Below are 15,689 nucleotides of genomic sequence, written 5' to 3' on the forward strand. Positions count from 1 at the left end.
GCCCCCCATCGATCACGACCATCTCGCCCGGCAGACCTTCGGCGACGCGGAACTGGCCCGCGACCTCCTGGCGCTGTTCGCCGGTCAATGCCGGCGCCTCCTGCCGGGGATCCGCGATGCGGCCCTGCCCCCGGCCGAGCGGGCGGACCTCGCCCACACCCTGAAGGGCTCGGCCCTCGGGGTCGGCGCCGGCTCCGTGGCGGCGGCGAGCGCCGCCGTGGAGGACACCCTGCGCGCCGGCCGAGAGCCGGGCACGGACGCCCTGGCGCACGCCGTCGCCGCGACCCTGCTGGCGATCCCGCACGGGTGACCGGGGCGAACCCGCCGCAGTGGCCGGGAGGGAACGGCGCGGCGTGTCCCGCGTAAGGGATGGGTTGCCGGCGTCAGCGCAGGAATGCCCGTCGCGCGGCGGCGAACGCTTGCTTTCCGGGGCCTGCCCCTTCAAGGCAGACCTCGCGCCGCACAACCGGCCACACACCCGTTGTACGAGCCCGGAGCCCTTATCGATGCCCAAGATCACCTACGTCGACCATGCCGGCACGGCCCGGACCGTGGACGCCGACGTGGGATCGACCGTGATGGAAGCGGCGATCCGCAACAACGTCCCCGGGATCGATGCCGAATGCGGCGGCGCCTGCGCCTGCGCCACCTGCCATGTCTACGTCGACGATGCGTGGGCCGCCATCGTCGGCCCGGCCGAGGACATGGAGCAGGACATGCTCGATTTCGCCTCGGATGTGCGCACGACCTCGCGCCTGTGCTGCCAGATCCGCATCAAGCCCGAGCTCGACGGCCTCACGGTGACGACGCCGGCCCGCCAGGGGTGAGGGCAGGGTCGCGGGCACGCGTTCCCAGGGCCTCGCAGAAACGGACGAGATAACCGTCCGGGTCCTGCACCAGGACCTGACGGACGCCGACCGCCACGGCGCCGACGCGGTACCAGGCGTCGTGGACGTCGCGGAACAGCGGCCAGTCCAGGGCCGCGAGGGCCGCCAGCACCGGTTCGAGGGTCGCGACGGTGATCTGCAGATTGAGCCCCCGGCCCAGCGGCGGCTCCAGGGGACCGACGGACCAGTTGCCGTTGACCCGGTTGAGCATCACCTGGACGCCGTCCTGCTCCAGGTAGACGAAGCCGTCCTCGGGCCGGGCATAGGCCACGGCGAAGCCGAGTCCGTCGCGCCAGAACGCCAGACTCCGATCGAGATCGAACACGTCGAGCTCCGGCACCAGGGCGGCGAAACCGCCGGCGGGCAGACGGTCGCCGCTCATCGCACCAGTTCGCGCATGGCGGCGTCGATGCCCTCGATGGTGAGGGGATACATCCGCCCGCCGACGATCCGGCGGATCATGGCGATGGACTGGGTGTAGCCCCAGTGATCGGCGGAGACGGGGTTCAGCCACACCGCCTTCGGGAACCGCTCCAGCAGGCGTCCGAGCCAGACCTCCCCGGATTCTTCGTTCCAGTGCTCCACGGAGCCACCCGGCGTCGCGATCTCGTAGGGGCTCATGGAGGCGTCCCCGACGATCACCACCCGATAGTCCGACGGGTAGGTCCGCAGCACCTCCAGCAGGGGCAGGGTCTCGTCGTGGCGGCGGCGATTGTCCTTCCACACGGCCTCGTAGGGGCAGTTGTGGAAGTAGTAGTGCTCCACGTGCTTGAACTCGGACCGGGCCGCCGAGAACAGCTCTTCGGCAAGACCGATGTGCCAGTCCATCGACCCGCCGACATCCAGGAAGAGCAGCACCTTCACGGCGTTGCGCCGCTCGGGCCGCAGCCTCACGTCGAGGTAGCCCTTCGCGGCCGTTTCCCGGATCGTGCCGTCGAGGTCGAGTTCCTCGGCCGCCCCCGTGCGGGCGAAGCGGCGCAGGCGCCGCAGGGCCACCCGCATGTTGCGGGTCCCGAGCTCGACGCCGTCGTCGAGATCCCGGAATTCGCGCTTGTCCCACACCTTCACCGCGCGGAAATTGCGGTTGCCGTCCTGGCCGATGCGGATGCCTTCCGGGTTGTAGCCGTAGGCGCCGAACGGCGAGGTGCCGCCGGTGCCGATCCACTTCGAGCCGCCCTGGTGGCGCTCCTTCTGCTCGGCGAGGCGCTGTTTCAGGGTCTCGAACAGCCTGTCCCAGCCGAGGGCCTTCAGCTCCGCCTTCTCCGCGTCGGTAAGGTACTTTTCCGCGAGTTTGCGCAGCCATTCCTCGGGGATCGCGGAGGGGTCCGTCGCCTCGCCCACGGTCTCGAGACCTTTGAAGACCGTGCCGAACACCCGATCGAACCGGTCGAGGTGGCGCTCGTCCTTCACCAGGGCCGTGCGGGCGAGGAGGTAGAACTCCTCCACGCGCTTGCCGGCGAGGTCGCGGTCGAGGGCCCCCAGAAGGGTGAGGAATTCCCGCAGGGTGACGGGGACCTTGGCCTCGCGCAGGGCGGTGAAGAACTGAAGCAGCATGGGCCGACAACGCGGCACGACGCGGTCCGGGTCAAGGGACCGGCCACGGCCGCGGGAATGCCGGGCGATCCGACATGGCCTGGGTATAACCCGAGATTCCTGTTGATATCCCCGTCCTTCGCCTGGGGAGCGTCGACGGCGGTGTCATCGAAATCGAACACTTGCCCCGCAGGCTCTTCGACAAGTTCAGACGTGATGTCGGAGCGACCGATCGACGACTTCATTGAGGGTGACCGGCATGGCACTCGTCCTGCGCTCGTTGAGCGACTTCAAACGGTTCCTCGCCAAGCCCGGCGCGACGATCCGGGTCGTGCGCAACACCTTCATCGAACGGCAGGGGCCCGCCTATCAGGAGGCCTACCGGCGCAAGGGCATGTACGCCCCCCGCACGGTCCAGGCCCTGTCGAAGAAGGCGGCGGTGTTCGGCGTGCAGGGCCATCCGACGACGGTCTGGCTCTACTGGGACCGCGGCACCCGCAAGTGGCGCTTTTCCGACGACACCGTCGCGATCCCCCTCGACACCGGCCTCGGTCCGCCGGACGAGATCGTCTACCGCTGCAGCGTCTCCCACGACACCGACGCGCCCGACGTGCTGGCCGAAATGGAGCCCGACCCGCGACCGCCCGCGCGCGACGCCTTCGCGAGCCGGCCGACGATGCCGGACCAGGGCCAGGGGCGCCTGCTCTGAGGCGGAGCTGCCGCATCGCGCGTGCCTGCGGAGACGTCCGGATCAATCGATCGCATGAGATGACCGGCTTGCATCAGTCAGACGCGTACTTGATCACCCAATACGGAAGGGTCTTGACGTAAGATGTCCATTCGATGCCGGCCGTGCCGTTCCGAAACGAAGCTACCATCTGCAAAGGCTGTGTGATCTCGCCCTCGACCGCGATCGGACTGGTGTTATCGAAGAGGGCGCCGGAATCGGTATTCCGAACCGCCTCGCGCAACTGGCGCATCGTGCGGTCATACCGGTCGATGATCTTCCGCTCCGGCACCGCATGACCACCGAGTTCCACCCGCGTCCTGACGCGACTGATATTGATCGCCGGATCCTCCGTGCTCACGAAGAAGAGGCGCGTGTCGAAGCCCGACGCCCTCGCTCGCCGGAGCATGTCGATTTTGCTCACGTGAGACATGACGGTTTCGAACGTGAAGCTGAGCGTGGCAGCAAGGCTGGCCTCGACCCTGGCGAGGGCTTCCGCCTGGGCTGCCAAGGCCCGCTCGTCGTCCGATCCAGACGTCAACCGGACGGCAATCTCGTCGGCATTGATGTAGGCGCCGAGATCGATCTCGCGCCGCCGCAATTCATCCGTGAGGGTCGTCTTGCCGGACCCGTTCGGCCCCGCCACCATGATGAAGAACGGCTGAGGCACGCCGGCTCAGTCGATCAGGCGTGAGACTTCTGCAACGGTTTGGCTGGCGGAGAAGCCGTCGCGCCGGCAGCCGCGTCCTTCGTCCGAGTCGCCGCGTCTTCGGCGGCAAGGACCGCCGGCTCGAGGGAGCGGATCTTCCGGGCCGGCGACACGATGACCGCGTGCCCTTCCAGAAGGCCATAGGTCGATAGGCCGGCATCATGTGCCTTTTCGATCGCGACCGCACCGGCATGCTCGGCGATGGCGCTCAGTTCGTGCCAGGACAGATCGGTGATCGCGCGTGTCATGGCGAGACTGTAGCACGTCCAAGTCAGATTTGAAGGGAGCCGCCAGCCGCCTACATCGACGGGCCTGTCGCATCGCCTGCATGCCTCCAGCCTCCGGCGCGCCCTCAGAACCGCGCCGTCAGGAACACCCGCACGTTGCGGCCCGGCAAGAGGATCTCGTCCTTCTTGAACGAGGCCGAGTTGCGGATCTGGTCGTTCAGGAGGTTGCGGCCCTGGAGGCCGAGGGTCACTTCGGAGGCGCCGTACAGCACGGGGTCGAGGGGCTTGGTGTAGCTGACCTCGGCGCGCAGGTCGTCGAAGCCAGGGGTCACCGTCTCGATGGGGGCGATCTCCGTGTGGGCGAAGGCATGGAGCAGGTTCACCCGGGCGAACCAGCCGTCGGCGCGGACGAACAGGCCGCCGCCGACGCGGTGAGGCGGGATGCGCGGCACGAAGGTGCCGTCGTCGAACTGGGCGCGGACGAAGTCGTACTGCGCGTCGAGGCCGGCCCAGCCGTTGCCCACGGGCAGAAGATCGAGCTGCGCGCCGATCTCGGCACCGTAGAAGGTGGCGTTGCGCTGCGAGTAGACGATCTGCTGCAACTCGTCGTCGCTGCCGCAGGAAGCGAAATCGTCGCCGCACCGGAGACCCGTATCCCGCTTGAAGATGAAGCCGGTGTAGCGGGTGTAGTAGCCGGTGGCGTCGAGGCGCAGCGGCCCCTCGGCCCGGCGGATGCTGGCCTCGATGGTGCGGGCCCGCTCCTTCTTGAGGGCGGCGTTGCCGATCTCGAAGGTCTCCGTCGCGTCGTGGGCGCCGCGCGAATACAGCTCGAAGGCCGTGGGCGCGCGCTCGACGAAGCTGCCGTTCAGGCTGGCGACGAAACCATTGGGCAGATCCTGCAGGGCGCCGAAGCTGATGCTCTTCGGGGCGAACCGCCGGCGCCGGCCGTAGGAGAGCGGGTCCTCGCCCTCGACGGGTAGGAAGTCGCCGGGAAACAGCGTCGCCGTGCCGGTGGAGCGGTCCCCCTCGATGCGGCCGGCGGCCTGGAGGCGCAGGCCGCCTCCCACCGCCAGTTCTTCGAAGAGGTACACGGCGTTGCTGCGGGAATCCGTCGGCGCCAGCAGACCACCCGCCTCACCGGCGGTGCCGAGGGTGCGGCGGCCGGCCTGCAGGCCGAGGGCGCCCGTCAGCGTGCCGAGGGCCGTGAAGACCGGGACGTGCTGGAACTCGACGCGGGCCTCCGCCTCGCGGTTCTTGAACGTGGCCCGGATGCCGTCCTGTCCGTCCTCGCCGATCCCGGTCTCGTCGTGGCGGTAGACCGAGCCGCCCGCCCAGAACCGGATCGCCGCGATGGGCCCGTCGAGGGGGCGGAACTCGCCGCGGGCCAGCAGGCGATCCTGACGCGAGTCGAGGCGGGTGCGGTTCTCCGCCGCCGACCCGCCGGGGATCTGATAGAGCGCGTCGTAGTGGCTGTAGGACAGGCCGACGAAGCCGCGGTCGCCGATGAACGACATCCCGACGGCACCGCCCTGGGACTCGTTGGCCGAATTGCGCTGAATCCCGAGGGGCGTGGCGTAGCTGTCGGCCGCCGTCTTGAATCCGTCGGCATGGACCGCGACGTTGCCCGCGCCCGCATCCACCGTCACGGCGCCGAGGCGGCCGTTGTCCACGGTGGAATACCCCGTGGTGGCCGAACCCGAGATGCCGCGCTCGGGGATGAAGGTCGGCACGCGGTTGTTCTCGGCGCTCACCACGCCGCCGATGGCCTGGGAGCCGAAGCGCAGGGAGGCCGGTCCCCGGATCACCTCGATGCGATTGGCGACCAGCGGGTTGATGGGGACGCCGTGGTCCTCGCCGAGCTCCGACACGTCCTGGATGCCGACGCCGTTCTCCTGGATGCGGACCCGGCTGTTGTCGAGGCCGCGGATGATCGGACGGCTCGCGGCGCCGGGCGCGTAGGTCGAGGCCGAGATGCCCGGACGGTCGGCGAGGGCGTCGCCGAGGGTGCGCGGCTGCTCACGGGCGATCTGGTCGGCGGTGACCACGGTGACGGGCGAGAAGGTGTTGATGGCCACCGGCAGGATGCCGGCGGCCGGGGCGCTCGCCACGCCGCTTCCGCGCAACGGCACGATGGGACTCGGCGAGGTGACGCTGAGCTCGGACAGCGTCGCCTCCGCCTCCTGCGCCCGCGCGCCCACGGACATCGCTCCGGCCCCGGCCAGGACCGTCCCCGCCAGCAGTCCCTTCGCCAAACCGACGCGCATCGTCGAACCCCACCCAACAGACGTTATAATGTTTCATCCGACAAACATGATAATGTAACAAGGTCCTTGGCCGGTCGGCCGGTCAATGGTGCGGCCCTGTTGCGCAGGCGCATCGGTCCGGCACGGGGGCGGCGGGCCTTGCCGGCGCCGCCCGCCGTGCCGAAGTCCCGATCCGATGATGTCCGTCTCCCTCCTGGCGATCCTGCGCGGGCTCGCCCTCCTCGTCCTGCTCGGCTTCCTCCTGCCCCTCGGGACCCACGCCCTGTGGTGGCTCGCCCGGGCCGACGCGGCCCCGAGCTGGTCGAGCGCCGGCCTCCTGGCGCGGCCGAAGCCGGACGATCCGGCCCTCGTCCGGGTCTATGCGGCGCGGGTCGGGCGCTGGCGCGGGATCTTCGCCCACCACAGCTGGATCGTGGTCAAGGCCGCCGGCGCCCCCCGCTACACCCGCTACGACGTCGTCGGATGGGGCCTGCCCGTGCGGACGGACGGTTGGGCGGCGGACGGCCTGTGGTTCGGCAACCCGCCCGAGACCATCCTGACCCTCGACGGGGCCTCGGCCGAGGCGGCGATCCCGGCGGTGCGGGCTGCGGTGGCGGATTATCCGCACCGGGCGCTCGGCTCCTACACGGTCTGGCCGGGGCCGAACTCCAACACCTTCGCGGCCCACGTGATGGCCCGCATCCCCGGCATCGCCACGACCCTCCCGCCCACGGCCCTGGGCAAGGACTGGACGCCGCCCGGACGGTTCGTCGAGCGCACGCCGAGCGGGACCGGTCTTCGCATCGGCCTTTACGGCTATGCCGGCGTGACCCTCGGCTGGGTCGAGGGCATCGAGGTCAATCTTCTCGGTCTGGTCGCCGGGATCGACCTGCGCCGGCCGGCGGTGAAGCTGCCCGGGTGGGGCCGCATCGGCATGACGGGGATCGCCGCATGACTTTGACGATTCGCCCCGCCGAGCCTGAGGATCACGACGCCCTGTGGGCGGTCCTCGAACCGACGATCCGCGCGGGCGAGACCTACGCGCTGCCCCGCGATGGCACCCGCGCGGCCATGCTCGCCTACTGGTTCACACCGGGCAACCGTGTCTTCGTGGCCGTGAGCGAGGGCGTGGTACGGGGCACCTCCCTGCTGCGGGCGAACCAGCCCGGCGGCGGCGGCCATGTCGCCAATGCCGGGTTCATGACCCATCCGGATGCGGGTGGACGCGGCATCGCCGGAGCCATGGGCCGGCACGCCCTGGACACTGCCCGGGATGCGGGATTCGCCGCCATGCAGTTCAACTTCGTCGTGTCCACCAATACCCGCGCCGTCGCCCTGTGGCAGCGCCTCGGATTCGCGGTTGTCGGGCGCCTGCCGGGGGCCTTCCGCCATCCAATCCACAGTTTCGTCGATGCCCTGGTGATGCACCGGACCCTGTGACGCGCGTGCGGTGCGGAACCGCCGGGACCCCGCGGACATTCCGCCTCCATGCCTGACCCGAACCCCGACCGCATCGGCCCATCGCCGAGCCCCGATTTTTCGCGCGCCGCCGGCGGGTTGCGGGTCTCCGTCGATCTCAACCGCTGCCAGGCCTATGCCCAGTGCTGCTACGCGGCGCCGGACCATTTCGTCCTGCACGGGGCCGAGGCGCTGCACTACGATCCCGCCCCGACGGCGGCGGCGCGCGACGCCATCGAGCGCGCCCGCGTCGCGTGTCCGGTCCAGGCGATCCTGGTCGAGGATGCGGGAAGCGGACGGCCGTGAGCCAGGACCATCCCTCTCATGGCCGCCCCGCTCACGACCACCTCGTCGTCGTCGGCGCCTCGCTCGCCGGCCTGCGCGGTGCCGAAGCCGCCCGCAAGGCCGGTTTCACCGGTCGCATCACTGTCGTCGGCGCGGAGCCGCACCGGCCCTACGACCGGCCGCCCCTGTCGAAGCAGGTCCTGACCGGCGGCGTCGCACCCGGGGCCACAACCCTGCCGAACCTCGAACCCCTCGATGCGGAGTGGCGCCTCGGCTCGGCCGCCGCCGGTCTCGACCGGTCCGGACGGGCCGTGATCCTGGAGAGCGGCGAGCGCATCGCCTACGATCGCCTTCTCATCGCCACCGGCGCGCGGGCGCGGCCCTGGCCGGATGCGGCCGAGGGCCGGCTCGGGGGCGTCCACACCCTGCGAAGTCGCGACGATGCGGCGGCCCTGCGGGCGTCGCTGGCGACCAAGCCCGGCCGGGTGCTCGTCATCGGTGGCGGCTTCATCGGCTGCGAGGTCGCCGCCGCCTGCCGCGATCTCGATCTGCCCGTCACCCTGGTCGAGAGCGGTTCGACGGTGCTCGAACGGGTGCTCGGCAGCCATCTCGGCTCCGTCGTCGCGGCCCTGCACGCGGCACGCGGCGTCGACCTGCGCTTCGGCGCCAAGGTCGACGCCCTCGAGGATGACGGCACCGGCCACGTGGTGCGCGCCCGCCTCGCGGACAGACGCACCATCGCGACGACGTGCGTGGTCGTCGCCCTCGGCGCGGTCCGCAACACCGATTGGCTCGACGGTTCCGGCCTCGCCTTCGACGACGGCGGCGTCGAGTGCGACGCGGACGGTCACGTCCTCGACACGGACGGGCGCCCCGACCGAACCATCGCGGCCGCCGGCGACGTGGCGCGGTTTCCCCATCCCCTCTACGACGGACGTCGCGTCGCCCTGGAGCATTGGGGCCACGCGGTGGCGCAGGGCGCCCATGCGGGGCGCCTGCTCGCCGGGCATGCCACCGGGCCGGCCTATGCCGAGGTGCCGGCGTTCTGGTCGTCACAGGGTGGGATCACCCTCAAGATGATGGGCCTGACGGAGGGCGCCGACGCTCTGGTCATCGCCCAGGGCGATCCGAAGACCGGGCGGTTCCTCGCCCTCTACGGCCGTGCCGGCCGCTGCGTCGCCGCCGTCTCGTTCGATTCCGTGCGCTGGCTGCCGGCCTATGCCGCGATGGTGGCGGCGGGCGCGCCGTTCCCGCCGATCCGGGGCGCCGTGGACCAGGGCCGCCTGACGGTGCTGCCGCCCGGGTTTCCGAAAGAGGACGAGCGATGAGCGACGCGACCCTGTTCGAGCAGGTCAAGGACGAGGCCAACCGCGTCGATCCGTATCCCCTCTTCGCCCGCCTGCGCCAGACGCCCGTGTCCCGCCAGTCCGACGGCACCTACGTCGCCGCGACGCACGCGGCGATCGGCAGCCTGCTGCACGACCCGCGCATCAGCTCCGAGACCCTGCCGCCGGCCGACCGTCCGAAGACCGGCAACCCGATCTCGGACTGGATCGTGAAGCCGATCCGCGACCGGATCACCGACACCCACCGGCCGTTCATTTTTCGTGATCCGCCCGATCACGACGCCCTGCGCAAGGCGGTGATGCACGAGTTCACGCAAGAGCGTGTTCAGGTACTCCGCGAGCGCTCGCACGTCCTCGTGGACGAGATCCTGGACAAGCACGCCGGTTCGACGAGCTTCGATATCGTTGACGACCTCGCCTATCCGCTTCCCGTGACCATCATCTGCGAGCTGCTCGGCATTCCGACGGAGGACGAGCCGCAGTTCCACGGCTGGGCGACGCAGCTCGCCACCGCCCTAGAACCCGACACCATGGCGGACACCGAGAAGCGATCGGAGAACAGCCGGACCTTCGAGACCATCTCCGAATACATGACCGGTCTCATCAAGGAGAAGCGTCGGCACCCCAAGGACGACATGCTGTCGGGGCTGGCCGTGGACGGCGTGCCGGGTATCCCGCGCATGGGCGACTACGACCTCATCGCCACCTCGATCCTGATGCTGGTGGCCGGCCACGAGACCACCGTGAACCTCATCGCCAACGCCATGCTGGCGCTCATGCGCCACCCGGAGGAGTTCGCCCGCCTGCGCGACGATCCGGCCCGGGCGCCGCGCCTCATCGAAGAGGTGCAGCGCTACGATCCCCCGGTCCAGTTCCGCACCCGCCGGGCGCTGGCGGATATCCCCATGGGCGACGTCACGATTCCCGAAGGCGCGGACGTGATCCTGCTCCTGGCCTCCGGCAACCGCGACCCGGCGGTGTTCACGAACCCCGACCGCTTCGATCCAGACCGGGGCGGCATCCGCCACCTCGGCTTCGGCGGCGGCCTGCATTACTGCGTCGGTGCGCCCCTCGCCCGGTTCGAGGCGGAGGTGGCCCTGACCGCCCTCGCCCGGCGCCTCGACAACCCGCGTCTCCAGGCCGATCCGCCGCCGTATCGGCCCGGTTCGGCCCTGCGCGGCCCCAAGCACCTGCGCCTGTCCGTCGACGGCATCCGCAGGGCCTGATCCGGCCGGCTTGCGGCGTTCCGGCCACACCGGAGCGCAAAGTCGCCGGCCCGCACGGGAATCCCCAGGACGCGGCCGGCCCTGCCTTGCGGCCATCGCATTTGGCGGTGAGGCAGCCCGCACGAGGGTCGTGCCCACGACCCCGACGTGTTCGGGATTTGCCACAGATGCCGCGTCCGCTGCTGACGACCGTCGCCCTCCTCGCGCTCGCCGCCGGCCTGGGCGCCTGCGCCTCGTCGCGTCTCGACGGTCCCGTCCGCGGCCGTGGCCCCGGTCCCCAGGCGGCCCTCGATGTGGTGCCGGCCATGCCCTCGGCCCCCATCACCTCGGCACCCCTGGCGCCCCCGCCGGGCGTCGCTGCCGCGCCCGTGGACGCGCCGATCGGGGCCGATGTCGCCGTCGCCCCGGCGACCCCCGTCATCGCCCCCGAGCCGAGCGTCGCGGCCATCGCCCCGCCGGCCCCGCCCCCCGTGGTCGTGGCCTCCGGCCGCTCCTCCGTGGTCGGCAGCTGGACGGCCAAGGACGCCACCGGCGCGACCTGCCGCGTCGCCCTGTCGAGCGCGCCGGCCCTCGACCTGTACAAGGCCAATGCCGCCGCCTGCCCGAACAAGGACCTCGCCAAGGTCACGGCCTGGGATTACCGCGACGGCGAAGTCTACCTCTACCAGCCCGGCGGCACCGTCACGGCCCGCCTGCGCCAGGGCGGCGGCGCCCTCGACGGCGCGCTGTCCAAGTCCGGCGCGTCCCTGGCGATGGTGCGCTGAGGGGAGGGACCGCGCGCATCTTCGCTCGCCGAACCGGCCTCGGCGGAGGATGCGTCAGGGACTGACCCGCAGGCCGAGCAGCCAGGTGTTGGAGCGGAAGCTCGCCGTGGCGACGGAGCTGTCGACCTGCTGGTAGATGTAGCTGCCGCGCACGGAGAGCCAGCGGTTGAAGCGATAGTCGAGGCGGGCCGTCGCGGAGAACCCGCGCTCGGAGATGTTTACCCGGTCGTAGTCGCTGGTGACGTAGGTGATCCCGCCGATGAGCGAGAGGTTGCGCAGGAGGTCGTGCTGGGCCTCCAGGGTGACGGCCTGGGTCAGGACACCGCTGGAGCCCGGCACGGACGTCTCGACGACACCCGCCGTGGCGTTGAGGCGGACCGTGGTGAGGGGGCTCGCGGTCCAGATGAGGGACGCGCTCATCACCGGGGCCGTGAGGTCGCGCAGGGTCGGGTCGTTGTAGGTGCGGTGCTGCAGGCCGGCCGAGACCTCGCCCGAGACGAACCGGGTCAACGCGATGGTGGCCCCCGCCGATAGGGTCAGTCCGTCGGAATCGCGCCGGATGCCGGATGAATCGACGCGCACGTCGTAGACGCGCGTATCGGCCAGGACATCGACGAACGGCACGATGTTCGGCGAAACCTCGTAGCCGGCCCGCAGCTGCAGGCCGTACTGGTTCAGGTTGCGGTCGCCCTGGGCGATCACGGTTCCGTCGCCGAGGCGCGCATCCTCGAACTGCGAACGGTCGAGGAGGCCGCGCAGGGAGAGCTGGAGGCGGTTGAACACCTGCGTGACGCCCACGGTGGTGCCGTAGCTCATGACGAGGGGGCGCGTCGCCGCCCCGACATTGAGGTCGGGGGTGCCGGTGCGTTGGGTGTCGACGGCGAAACGGCCCTCGACATCGATGCGGGTGTCGCGGTTGGCGTCGATCCGGAGGCGGGTGACGCCGGCGCCATTGGGACGGCTCGCCGCCTGGTTGTCGGGGTAGTCGAGATAGGCCCCCCGCAGCTCGCCGCTGAGCTCGCTCGCCGACCAGTCGCTGCGGAAGGCCAGATCCGCTTCCGTGCGCAGGACCATCGACGGCTTGGCCGCCACACGGGTGATCTGCTCCGGATTGGTGTCGTAGCCGATGCTCTGCTGGAAGCTCGGCAGGAAGGTGAAGGTCCCGACCTTGATCCCGAGGGGCGCGTAGGCCTGATCGATGGACAGGGGCTGGCGCAGGCCGCCGCCGAACAGGAACCCCGTGGTCTGGATGCCGGCGAGCGGCAGCAGGGGTGGCCCGGGGACGCCGATCACGGCACTGCGGACGATCGGCGTCAGCCGCAGGTCGGTGGGCGAGGCCTGGGTGATCTGGCGCGTGGCCCGGATCGTGGGCGACCCGGAGCGGCGGAGCGGCGCCGCCCGCCGCCGCAGGATCGGGCCGAGGGCGCGGTTGTTGGGGGCGCTCGAGGTCCGCAACGCCATGACCGCGCGGGTCGGCGCCCTGGCCCCGGCCCCCGATTCGCCGCCGGACGTGTCGCCGCTCGCGGGCAGGCCCGCTCCCGTATCCGTGGCGCCGTTCCCCGTGACGCGCGACGGCGCGGTGTCGCCGCCCGTCGCGTCGGCGAGGGGATCGGCCTGGGCGGTGGTGCCGAAACTCGGGGCCTGGCTGCGCTGGCTTTGGAACGACACCTGCGCGTCGGCGGCGCCCGGCAGGAGGAGGACGGCCGTCAGGGTGAGGCCGCCGAGGCTTCGGTTCCGCCACTCGCCCGTCGGCCGCACACGCATCACGGACCTGTTGTCCTTCGCAGGGGAGGCGCGGCGCCGTGGGCGCCCCGGACTCGAGGAACGAACCGCCCGGCGGGCGGCGGATCATGGTTAAGAGCGCTACAACCGGCAGGGTTAATGCGCCGTCAACGGACTTGCGGGCCCGACCGAGCGGGGCCGCCGTGCGACCACATTCCGGCGCCATAGGCGCACCATCGCCCGCGTCATGAGCCCTCCACACGGGCTCGATCGGGCGCGACTTCATACGAGGAGACGGGGCGGAATGGCTCCAGCGAACACGGCCCTGGGCGTCGCGGCACGCGACACGGCCTCCGACCCGACACCGGCCGTCGCCTCGGCCCTGCGCACCATCGGAACCGAGCGGGACGGCCTCGCCTGCCTCATGGACGCCATCGCCAGCGGTGTCGGGGGGAACGACCTCGGCGCGGCCTTCACGGCGGCCGTGGCGCATCTCAGCCGCGCCCGGGGCCGGGCGATCCTCACCGGCATGGGCAAGTCGGGCCATATCGGCCGCAAGATCGCCGCCACCTTCGCCTCCACGGGGACCCCGGCCCTCTACGTCCACCCGGCGGAGGCGAGCCACGGCGACCTCGGCATGATCCAGCCCGAGGACGTGGTGGTGGCGCTGTCGTGGTCGGGCGAGACCACGGAGCTCGCCGACATCATCGGCTACGCCCGCCGCTACCGCGTCGGCCTCATCGCCATCACGGCCAATCCGGGCTCGACCCTGGGACGGGAGGCGGATGTCTGCCTGACCCTGCCGAAAGCCCGCGAGGCCTGTCCCAACGGCCTCGCCCCCACCACCTCGACGGCGATGCAGCTGGCGCTGGGCGACGCCCTCGCCGTCGCACTCCTCGAAGCGCGCGGTTTCTCGGCCCGGGAATTCGGCATCTACCATCCGGGCGGCCGCCTCGGCGCGTCCCTGCGTCAGGTGCGCGAGGTGATGCACACGGGCGAGCGCCTGCCCGTGGTCGCGCGCGGCACGCCCATGCGCGAAGCCATCCGCGAGATCGACGCCAAGGGCTTCGGCTCCGTGCTGGTGGTGGAGGCGGACGGACGCCTCGCCGGCATCGTCACCGACGGGGATCTCCGCCGCAACGTCTTCCGCAGCGACCTCGACAGCCTCGCCGTCGAGGCCCTGATGAGCGGCACCCCGCGCACGGTGGTGCCGGAAACGCTGCTGGCGAAGGCCCTGGAAATCCAGGAATCCATGAAGATCACCACCCTGGTGGTGATCGAGGACGGCCGTCCCGTGGGCCTCGTCCACTACCACGACCTCCTGCGGTCCGGCGTCGCCTGACGTCAGGGGCGGCCGAGCCAGCGCCCGATCCGGGCCGTGAGCGGCCCGCGCTCGGCCCGGCGCCGTGCGGCGTCCCGCTTGGCGTCGTAGGCTTCGAGAGCGTCGAACTCCGCGGCCCGACGCACCAGTTCCTCCGCCACCCCCTCGGGATCGGGCACGGACCAGCCGAAATGGAAGCCGTCGTCGGGCCCGGCCTCGCTCCCGGCCGGGTGATAGTAGCGCCCCCGCGTGCCGTTGAGGCCGTCCAGCAGGGGGAAGTTCGCGTTGAGGTGCGGCGCCCAGTTGAGGCCGAGGATGCGCCGGCCGGGCGCGGCGAAGGCCGCGGTGTGGAAGGCCGATCCGGTCGTGCCCATCACCACCCGGCGCTCCGAGAACAGCCGCACCAGATCCGGCAGTTCGAGGGCCTCCGGATGGAGGATATCGACCCCGCGCCGGGCGAGCGCCGCTTCGAGGTCCGGTTCGTTGCGCAGGCGCGAGATGCCGGAGGCGAGACGCGTCTTCGACAGGTAGGCCGGGCGTTCGATGCCATCGACGGTCACGCCCGACCAGAACGGGCGTCCGATGGTCCGCACCAGGTCGGCATGGACGGCGTGGGCGGAGGCCTGCTCCACGAGGCTCGGCTCCGGCAGCAGGAGGTACGCAATCCGGGTCGGACGGTCGAACCGTACCAGGTCGCGCGGCGTCAGGCCGAAGGCCGACAGGACCGGGGCGAGGAAGGGCAGGGCGGCGGGCTCGGCGTCGCCCCGGTAGAGCAGACGCGGCGGCGGGCCGTGCCAGTCGAGGAGGGGCCACAGGCGCCCCAGCGTACCGACGAGAAAATGCCCGTAATGGGGTGCCAGGGGCCCGAGGTAGAGGTGCGGGACCGGCTCCGCACCCGCCACCGGGTCGACAGCGGCGACGTTCGGGGGATTGCCGTCGGGGTGCGTGCCGTCCAAGTGCGTGCCGTCCGGCCCGGTCACGGACCAGGGCGCGGTGTCCGTCGCGGGCCGGTAGACCGCGTCGGTCACCACGCGAAGGGCCGGCGGGGCGGCGATGCGGTCGGTCCGCCCCCACACCACCCGGCAGCGCTCCAGAAGATCGGTCACGACACGGCTCGTTCCCCGGGGCAGGCCCGATTCCGTTGCGGACGGGATGACGCGAACGGACCCCGGCCCCTCGCCTTCCGGCGACGTGACGGCGGTCGTATAGTCCGGTCATGCCGTCCACGCCATCCCGCCCCC

17 protein-coding genes are annotated in these 15,689 nt (G+C 71.2%); 10 read left to right on the top strand and 7 right to left on the bottom strand.

Annotated elements, in window-relative coordinates:
- Positions 1 to 7: 7 nt before the first annotated feature.
- Positions 8 to 310, top strand: a complete 303-nt coding sequence (locus FV218_RS18705) for an Hpt domain-containing protein (RefSeq protein WP_147711079.1) — start codon at positions 8 to 10, stop codon at positions 308 to 310.
- A 196-nt stretch (positions 311 to 506) separates the two neighbouring features.
- Complete coding sequence (locus FV218_RS18710) at positions 507 to 827, top strand: 2Fe-2S iron-sulfur cluster-binding protein (protein WP_056093584.1); 321 nt, start codon at positions 507 to 509, stop codon at positions 825 to 827.
- Here FV218_RS18710 and FV218_RS18715 read toward each other — a convergent pair.
- Both FV218_RS18715 and FV218_RS18720 read right to left on the bottom strand, forming a co-directional pair.
- Positions 796 to 1,269 (bottom strand): VOC family protein, encoded by a 474-nt coding sequence (locus tag FV218_RS18715; RefSeq protein WP_056093582.1) that lies wholly within the window; start codon positions 1,267 to 1,269, stop codon positions 796 to 798. The two genes, FV218_RS18710 and FV218_RS18715, sit on opposite strands and share 32 nt — an antisense overlap.
- Positions 1,266 to 2,441 (bottom strand): VWA domain-containing protein, encoded by a 1,176-nt coding sequence (locus FV218_RS18720; protein ID WP_056093579.1) that lies wholly within the window; start codon positions 2,439 to 2,441, stop codon positions 1,266 to 1,268. The genes FV218_RS18715 and FV218_RS18720 overlap by 4 nt, the downstream gene beginning before the upstream one ends.
- Before the next feature lie 238 nt (positions 2,442 to 2,679).
- Here FV218_RS18720 and FV218_RS18725 point away from each other — a divergent pair, with 238 nt between their 5' ends.
- Entirely contained in the window at positions 2,680 to 3,129 is a 450-nt protein-coding gene (locus FV218_RS18725; protein ID WP_056093577.1) for a hypothetical protein, read from the top strand.
- A 73-nt stretch (positions 3,130 to 3,202) separates the two neighbouring features.
- On the opposite strand, the gene FV218_RS18730 is transcribed toward FV218_RS18725, so the two are convergent.
- The 3 genes from FV218_RS18730 to FV218_RS18740 all read right to left on the bottom strand — a co-directional run bounded on the left by FV218_RS18730 (position 3,203) and on the right by FV218_RS18740 (position 6,287).
- On the bottom strand, positions 3,203 to 3,817 hold the full coding sequence (locus FV218_RS18730; protein ID WP_147711070.1) for a zeta toxin family protein: 615 nt from the start codon (positions 3,815 to 3,817) through the stop codon (positions 3,203 to 3,205).
- Between the two features lie 14 nt (positions 3,818 to 3,831).
- Positions 3,832 to 4,104: a hypothetical protein gene (locus FV218_RS18735; RefSeq protein WP_056093571.1), complete on the bottom strand. Its 273-nt coding sequence runs from the start codon at positions 4,102 to 4,104 to the stop codon at positions 3,832 to 3,834.
- A 104-nt stretch (positions 4,105 to 4,208) separates the two neighbouring features.
- The gene (locus FV218_RS18740; protein ID WP_246685178.1) at positions 4,209 to 6,287 is read right to left on the bottom strand and encodes a TonB-dependent receptor; all 2,079 of its coding nucleotides are present in this window, start codon (positions 6,285 to 6,287) and stop codon (positions 4,209 to 4,211) included.
- A gap of 235 nt (positions 6,288 to 6,522) precedes the next feature.
- Here FV218_RS18740 and FV218_RS18745 point away from each other — a divergent pair, with 235 nt between their 5' ends.
- The 6 genes from FV218_RS18745 to FV218_RS18770 all read left to right on the top strand — a co-directional run bounded on the left by FV218_RS18745 (position 6,523) and on the right by FV218_RS18770 (position 11,405).
- On the top strand, positions 6,523 to 7,281 hold the full coding sequence (locus FV218_RS18745) for a DUF3750 domain-containing protein (protein ID WP_147711072.1): 759 nt from the start codon (positions 6,523 to 6,525) through the stop codon (positions 7,279 to 7,281).
- Positions 7,278 to 7,766, top strand: a complete 489-nt coding sequence (locus FV218_RS18750) for an N-acetyltransferase (protein WP_147711073.1) — start codon at positions 7,278 to 7,280, stop codon at positions 7,764 to 7,766. Before FV218_RS18745 ends, FV218_RS18750 begins: the two co-directional genes overlap by 4 nt.
- A 117-nt stretch (positions 7,767 to 7,883) precedes the next feature.
- Complete coding sequence (locus tag FV218_RS18755; RefSeq protein ID WP_246685179.1) at positions 7,884 to 8,090, top strand: ferredoxin; 207 nt, start codon at positions 7,884 to 7,886, stop codon at positions 8,088 to 8,090.
- Complete coding sequence (locus tag FV218_RS18760; RefSeq protein WP_147711075.1) at positions 8,087 to 9,397, top strand: FAD-dependent oxidoreductase; 1,311 nt, start codon at positions 8,087 to 8,089, stop codon at positions 9,395 to 9,397. The genes FV218_RS18755 and FV218_RS18760 overlap by 4 nt, the downstream gene beginning before the upstream one ends.
- The gene (locus FV218_RS18765; RefSeq protein WP_147711076.1) at positions 9,394 to 10,641 is read left to right on the top strand and encodes a cytochrome P450; all 1,248 of its coding nucleotides are present in this window, start codon (positions 9,394 to 9,396) and stop codon (positions 10,639 to 10,641) included. The genes FV218_RS18760 and FV218_RS18765 overlap by 4 nt, the downstream gene beginning before the upstream one ends.
- A gap of 167 nt (positions 10,642 to 10,808) precedes the next feature.
- Positions 10,809 to 11,405 carry an AprI/Inh family metalloprotease inhibitor gene (locus tag FV218_RS18770; RefSeq protein ID WP_056093552.1) on the top strand — a complete coding sequence of 199 codons (597 nt, stop codon included), beginning with the start codon at positions 10,809 to 10,811 and terminating at the stop codon, positions 11,403 to 11,405.
- A 54-nt stretch (positions 11,406 to 11,459) separates the two neighbouring features.
- On the opposite strand, the gene FV218_RS18775 is transcribed toward FV218_RS18770, so the two are convergent.
- Positions 11,460 to 13,169 (bottom strand): outer membrane beta-barrel protein, encoded by a 1,710-nt coding sequence (locus FV218_RS18775; RefSeq protein ID WP_147711077.1) that lies wholly within the window; start codon positions 13,167 to 13,169, stop codon positions 11,460 to 11,462.
- Between the two features lie 262 nt (positions 13,170 to 13,431).
- Here FV218_RS18775 and FV218_RS18780 point away from each other — a divergent pair, with 262 nt between their 5' ends.
- A complete protein-coding gene (locus tag FV218_RS18780; RefSeq protein WP_056093548.1) occupies positions 13,432 to 14,469 on the top strand; it encodes a KpsF/GutQ family sugar-phosphate isomerase in 1,038 nt (345 codons plus the stop codon).
- A gap of 2 nt (positions 14,470 to 14,471) precedes the next feature.
- On the opposite strand, the gene FV218_RS18785 is transcribed toward FV218_RS18780, so the two are convergent.
- On the bottom strand, positions 14,472 to 15,554 hold the full coding sequence (locus tag FV218_RS18785; RefSeq protein WP_147711078.1) for a glycosyltransferase family 61 protein: 1,083 nt from the start codon (positions 15,552 to 15,554) through the stop codon (positions 14,472 to 14,474).
- Positions 15,555 to 15,689 lie beyond the last annotated feature (135 nt).

This window comes from Methylobacterium sp. WL69 (assembly GCF_008039485.1).
GTDB lineage: Bacteria > Pseudomonadota > Alphaproteobacteria > Rhizobiales > Beijerinckiaceae > Methylobacterium.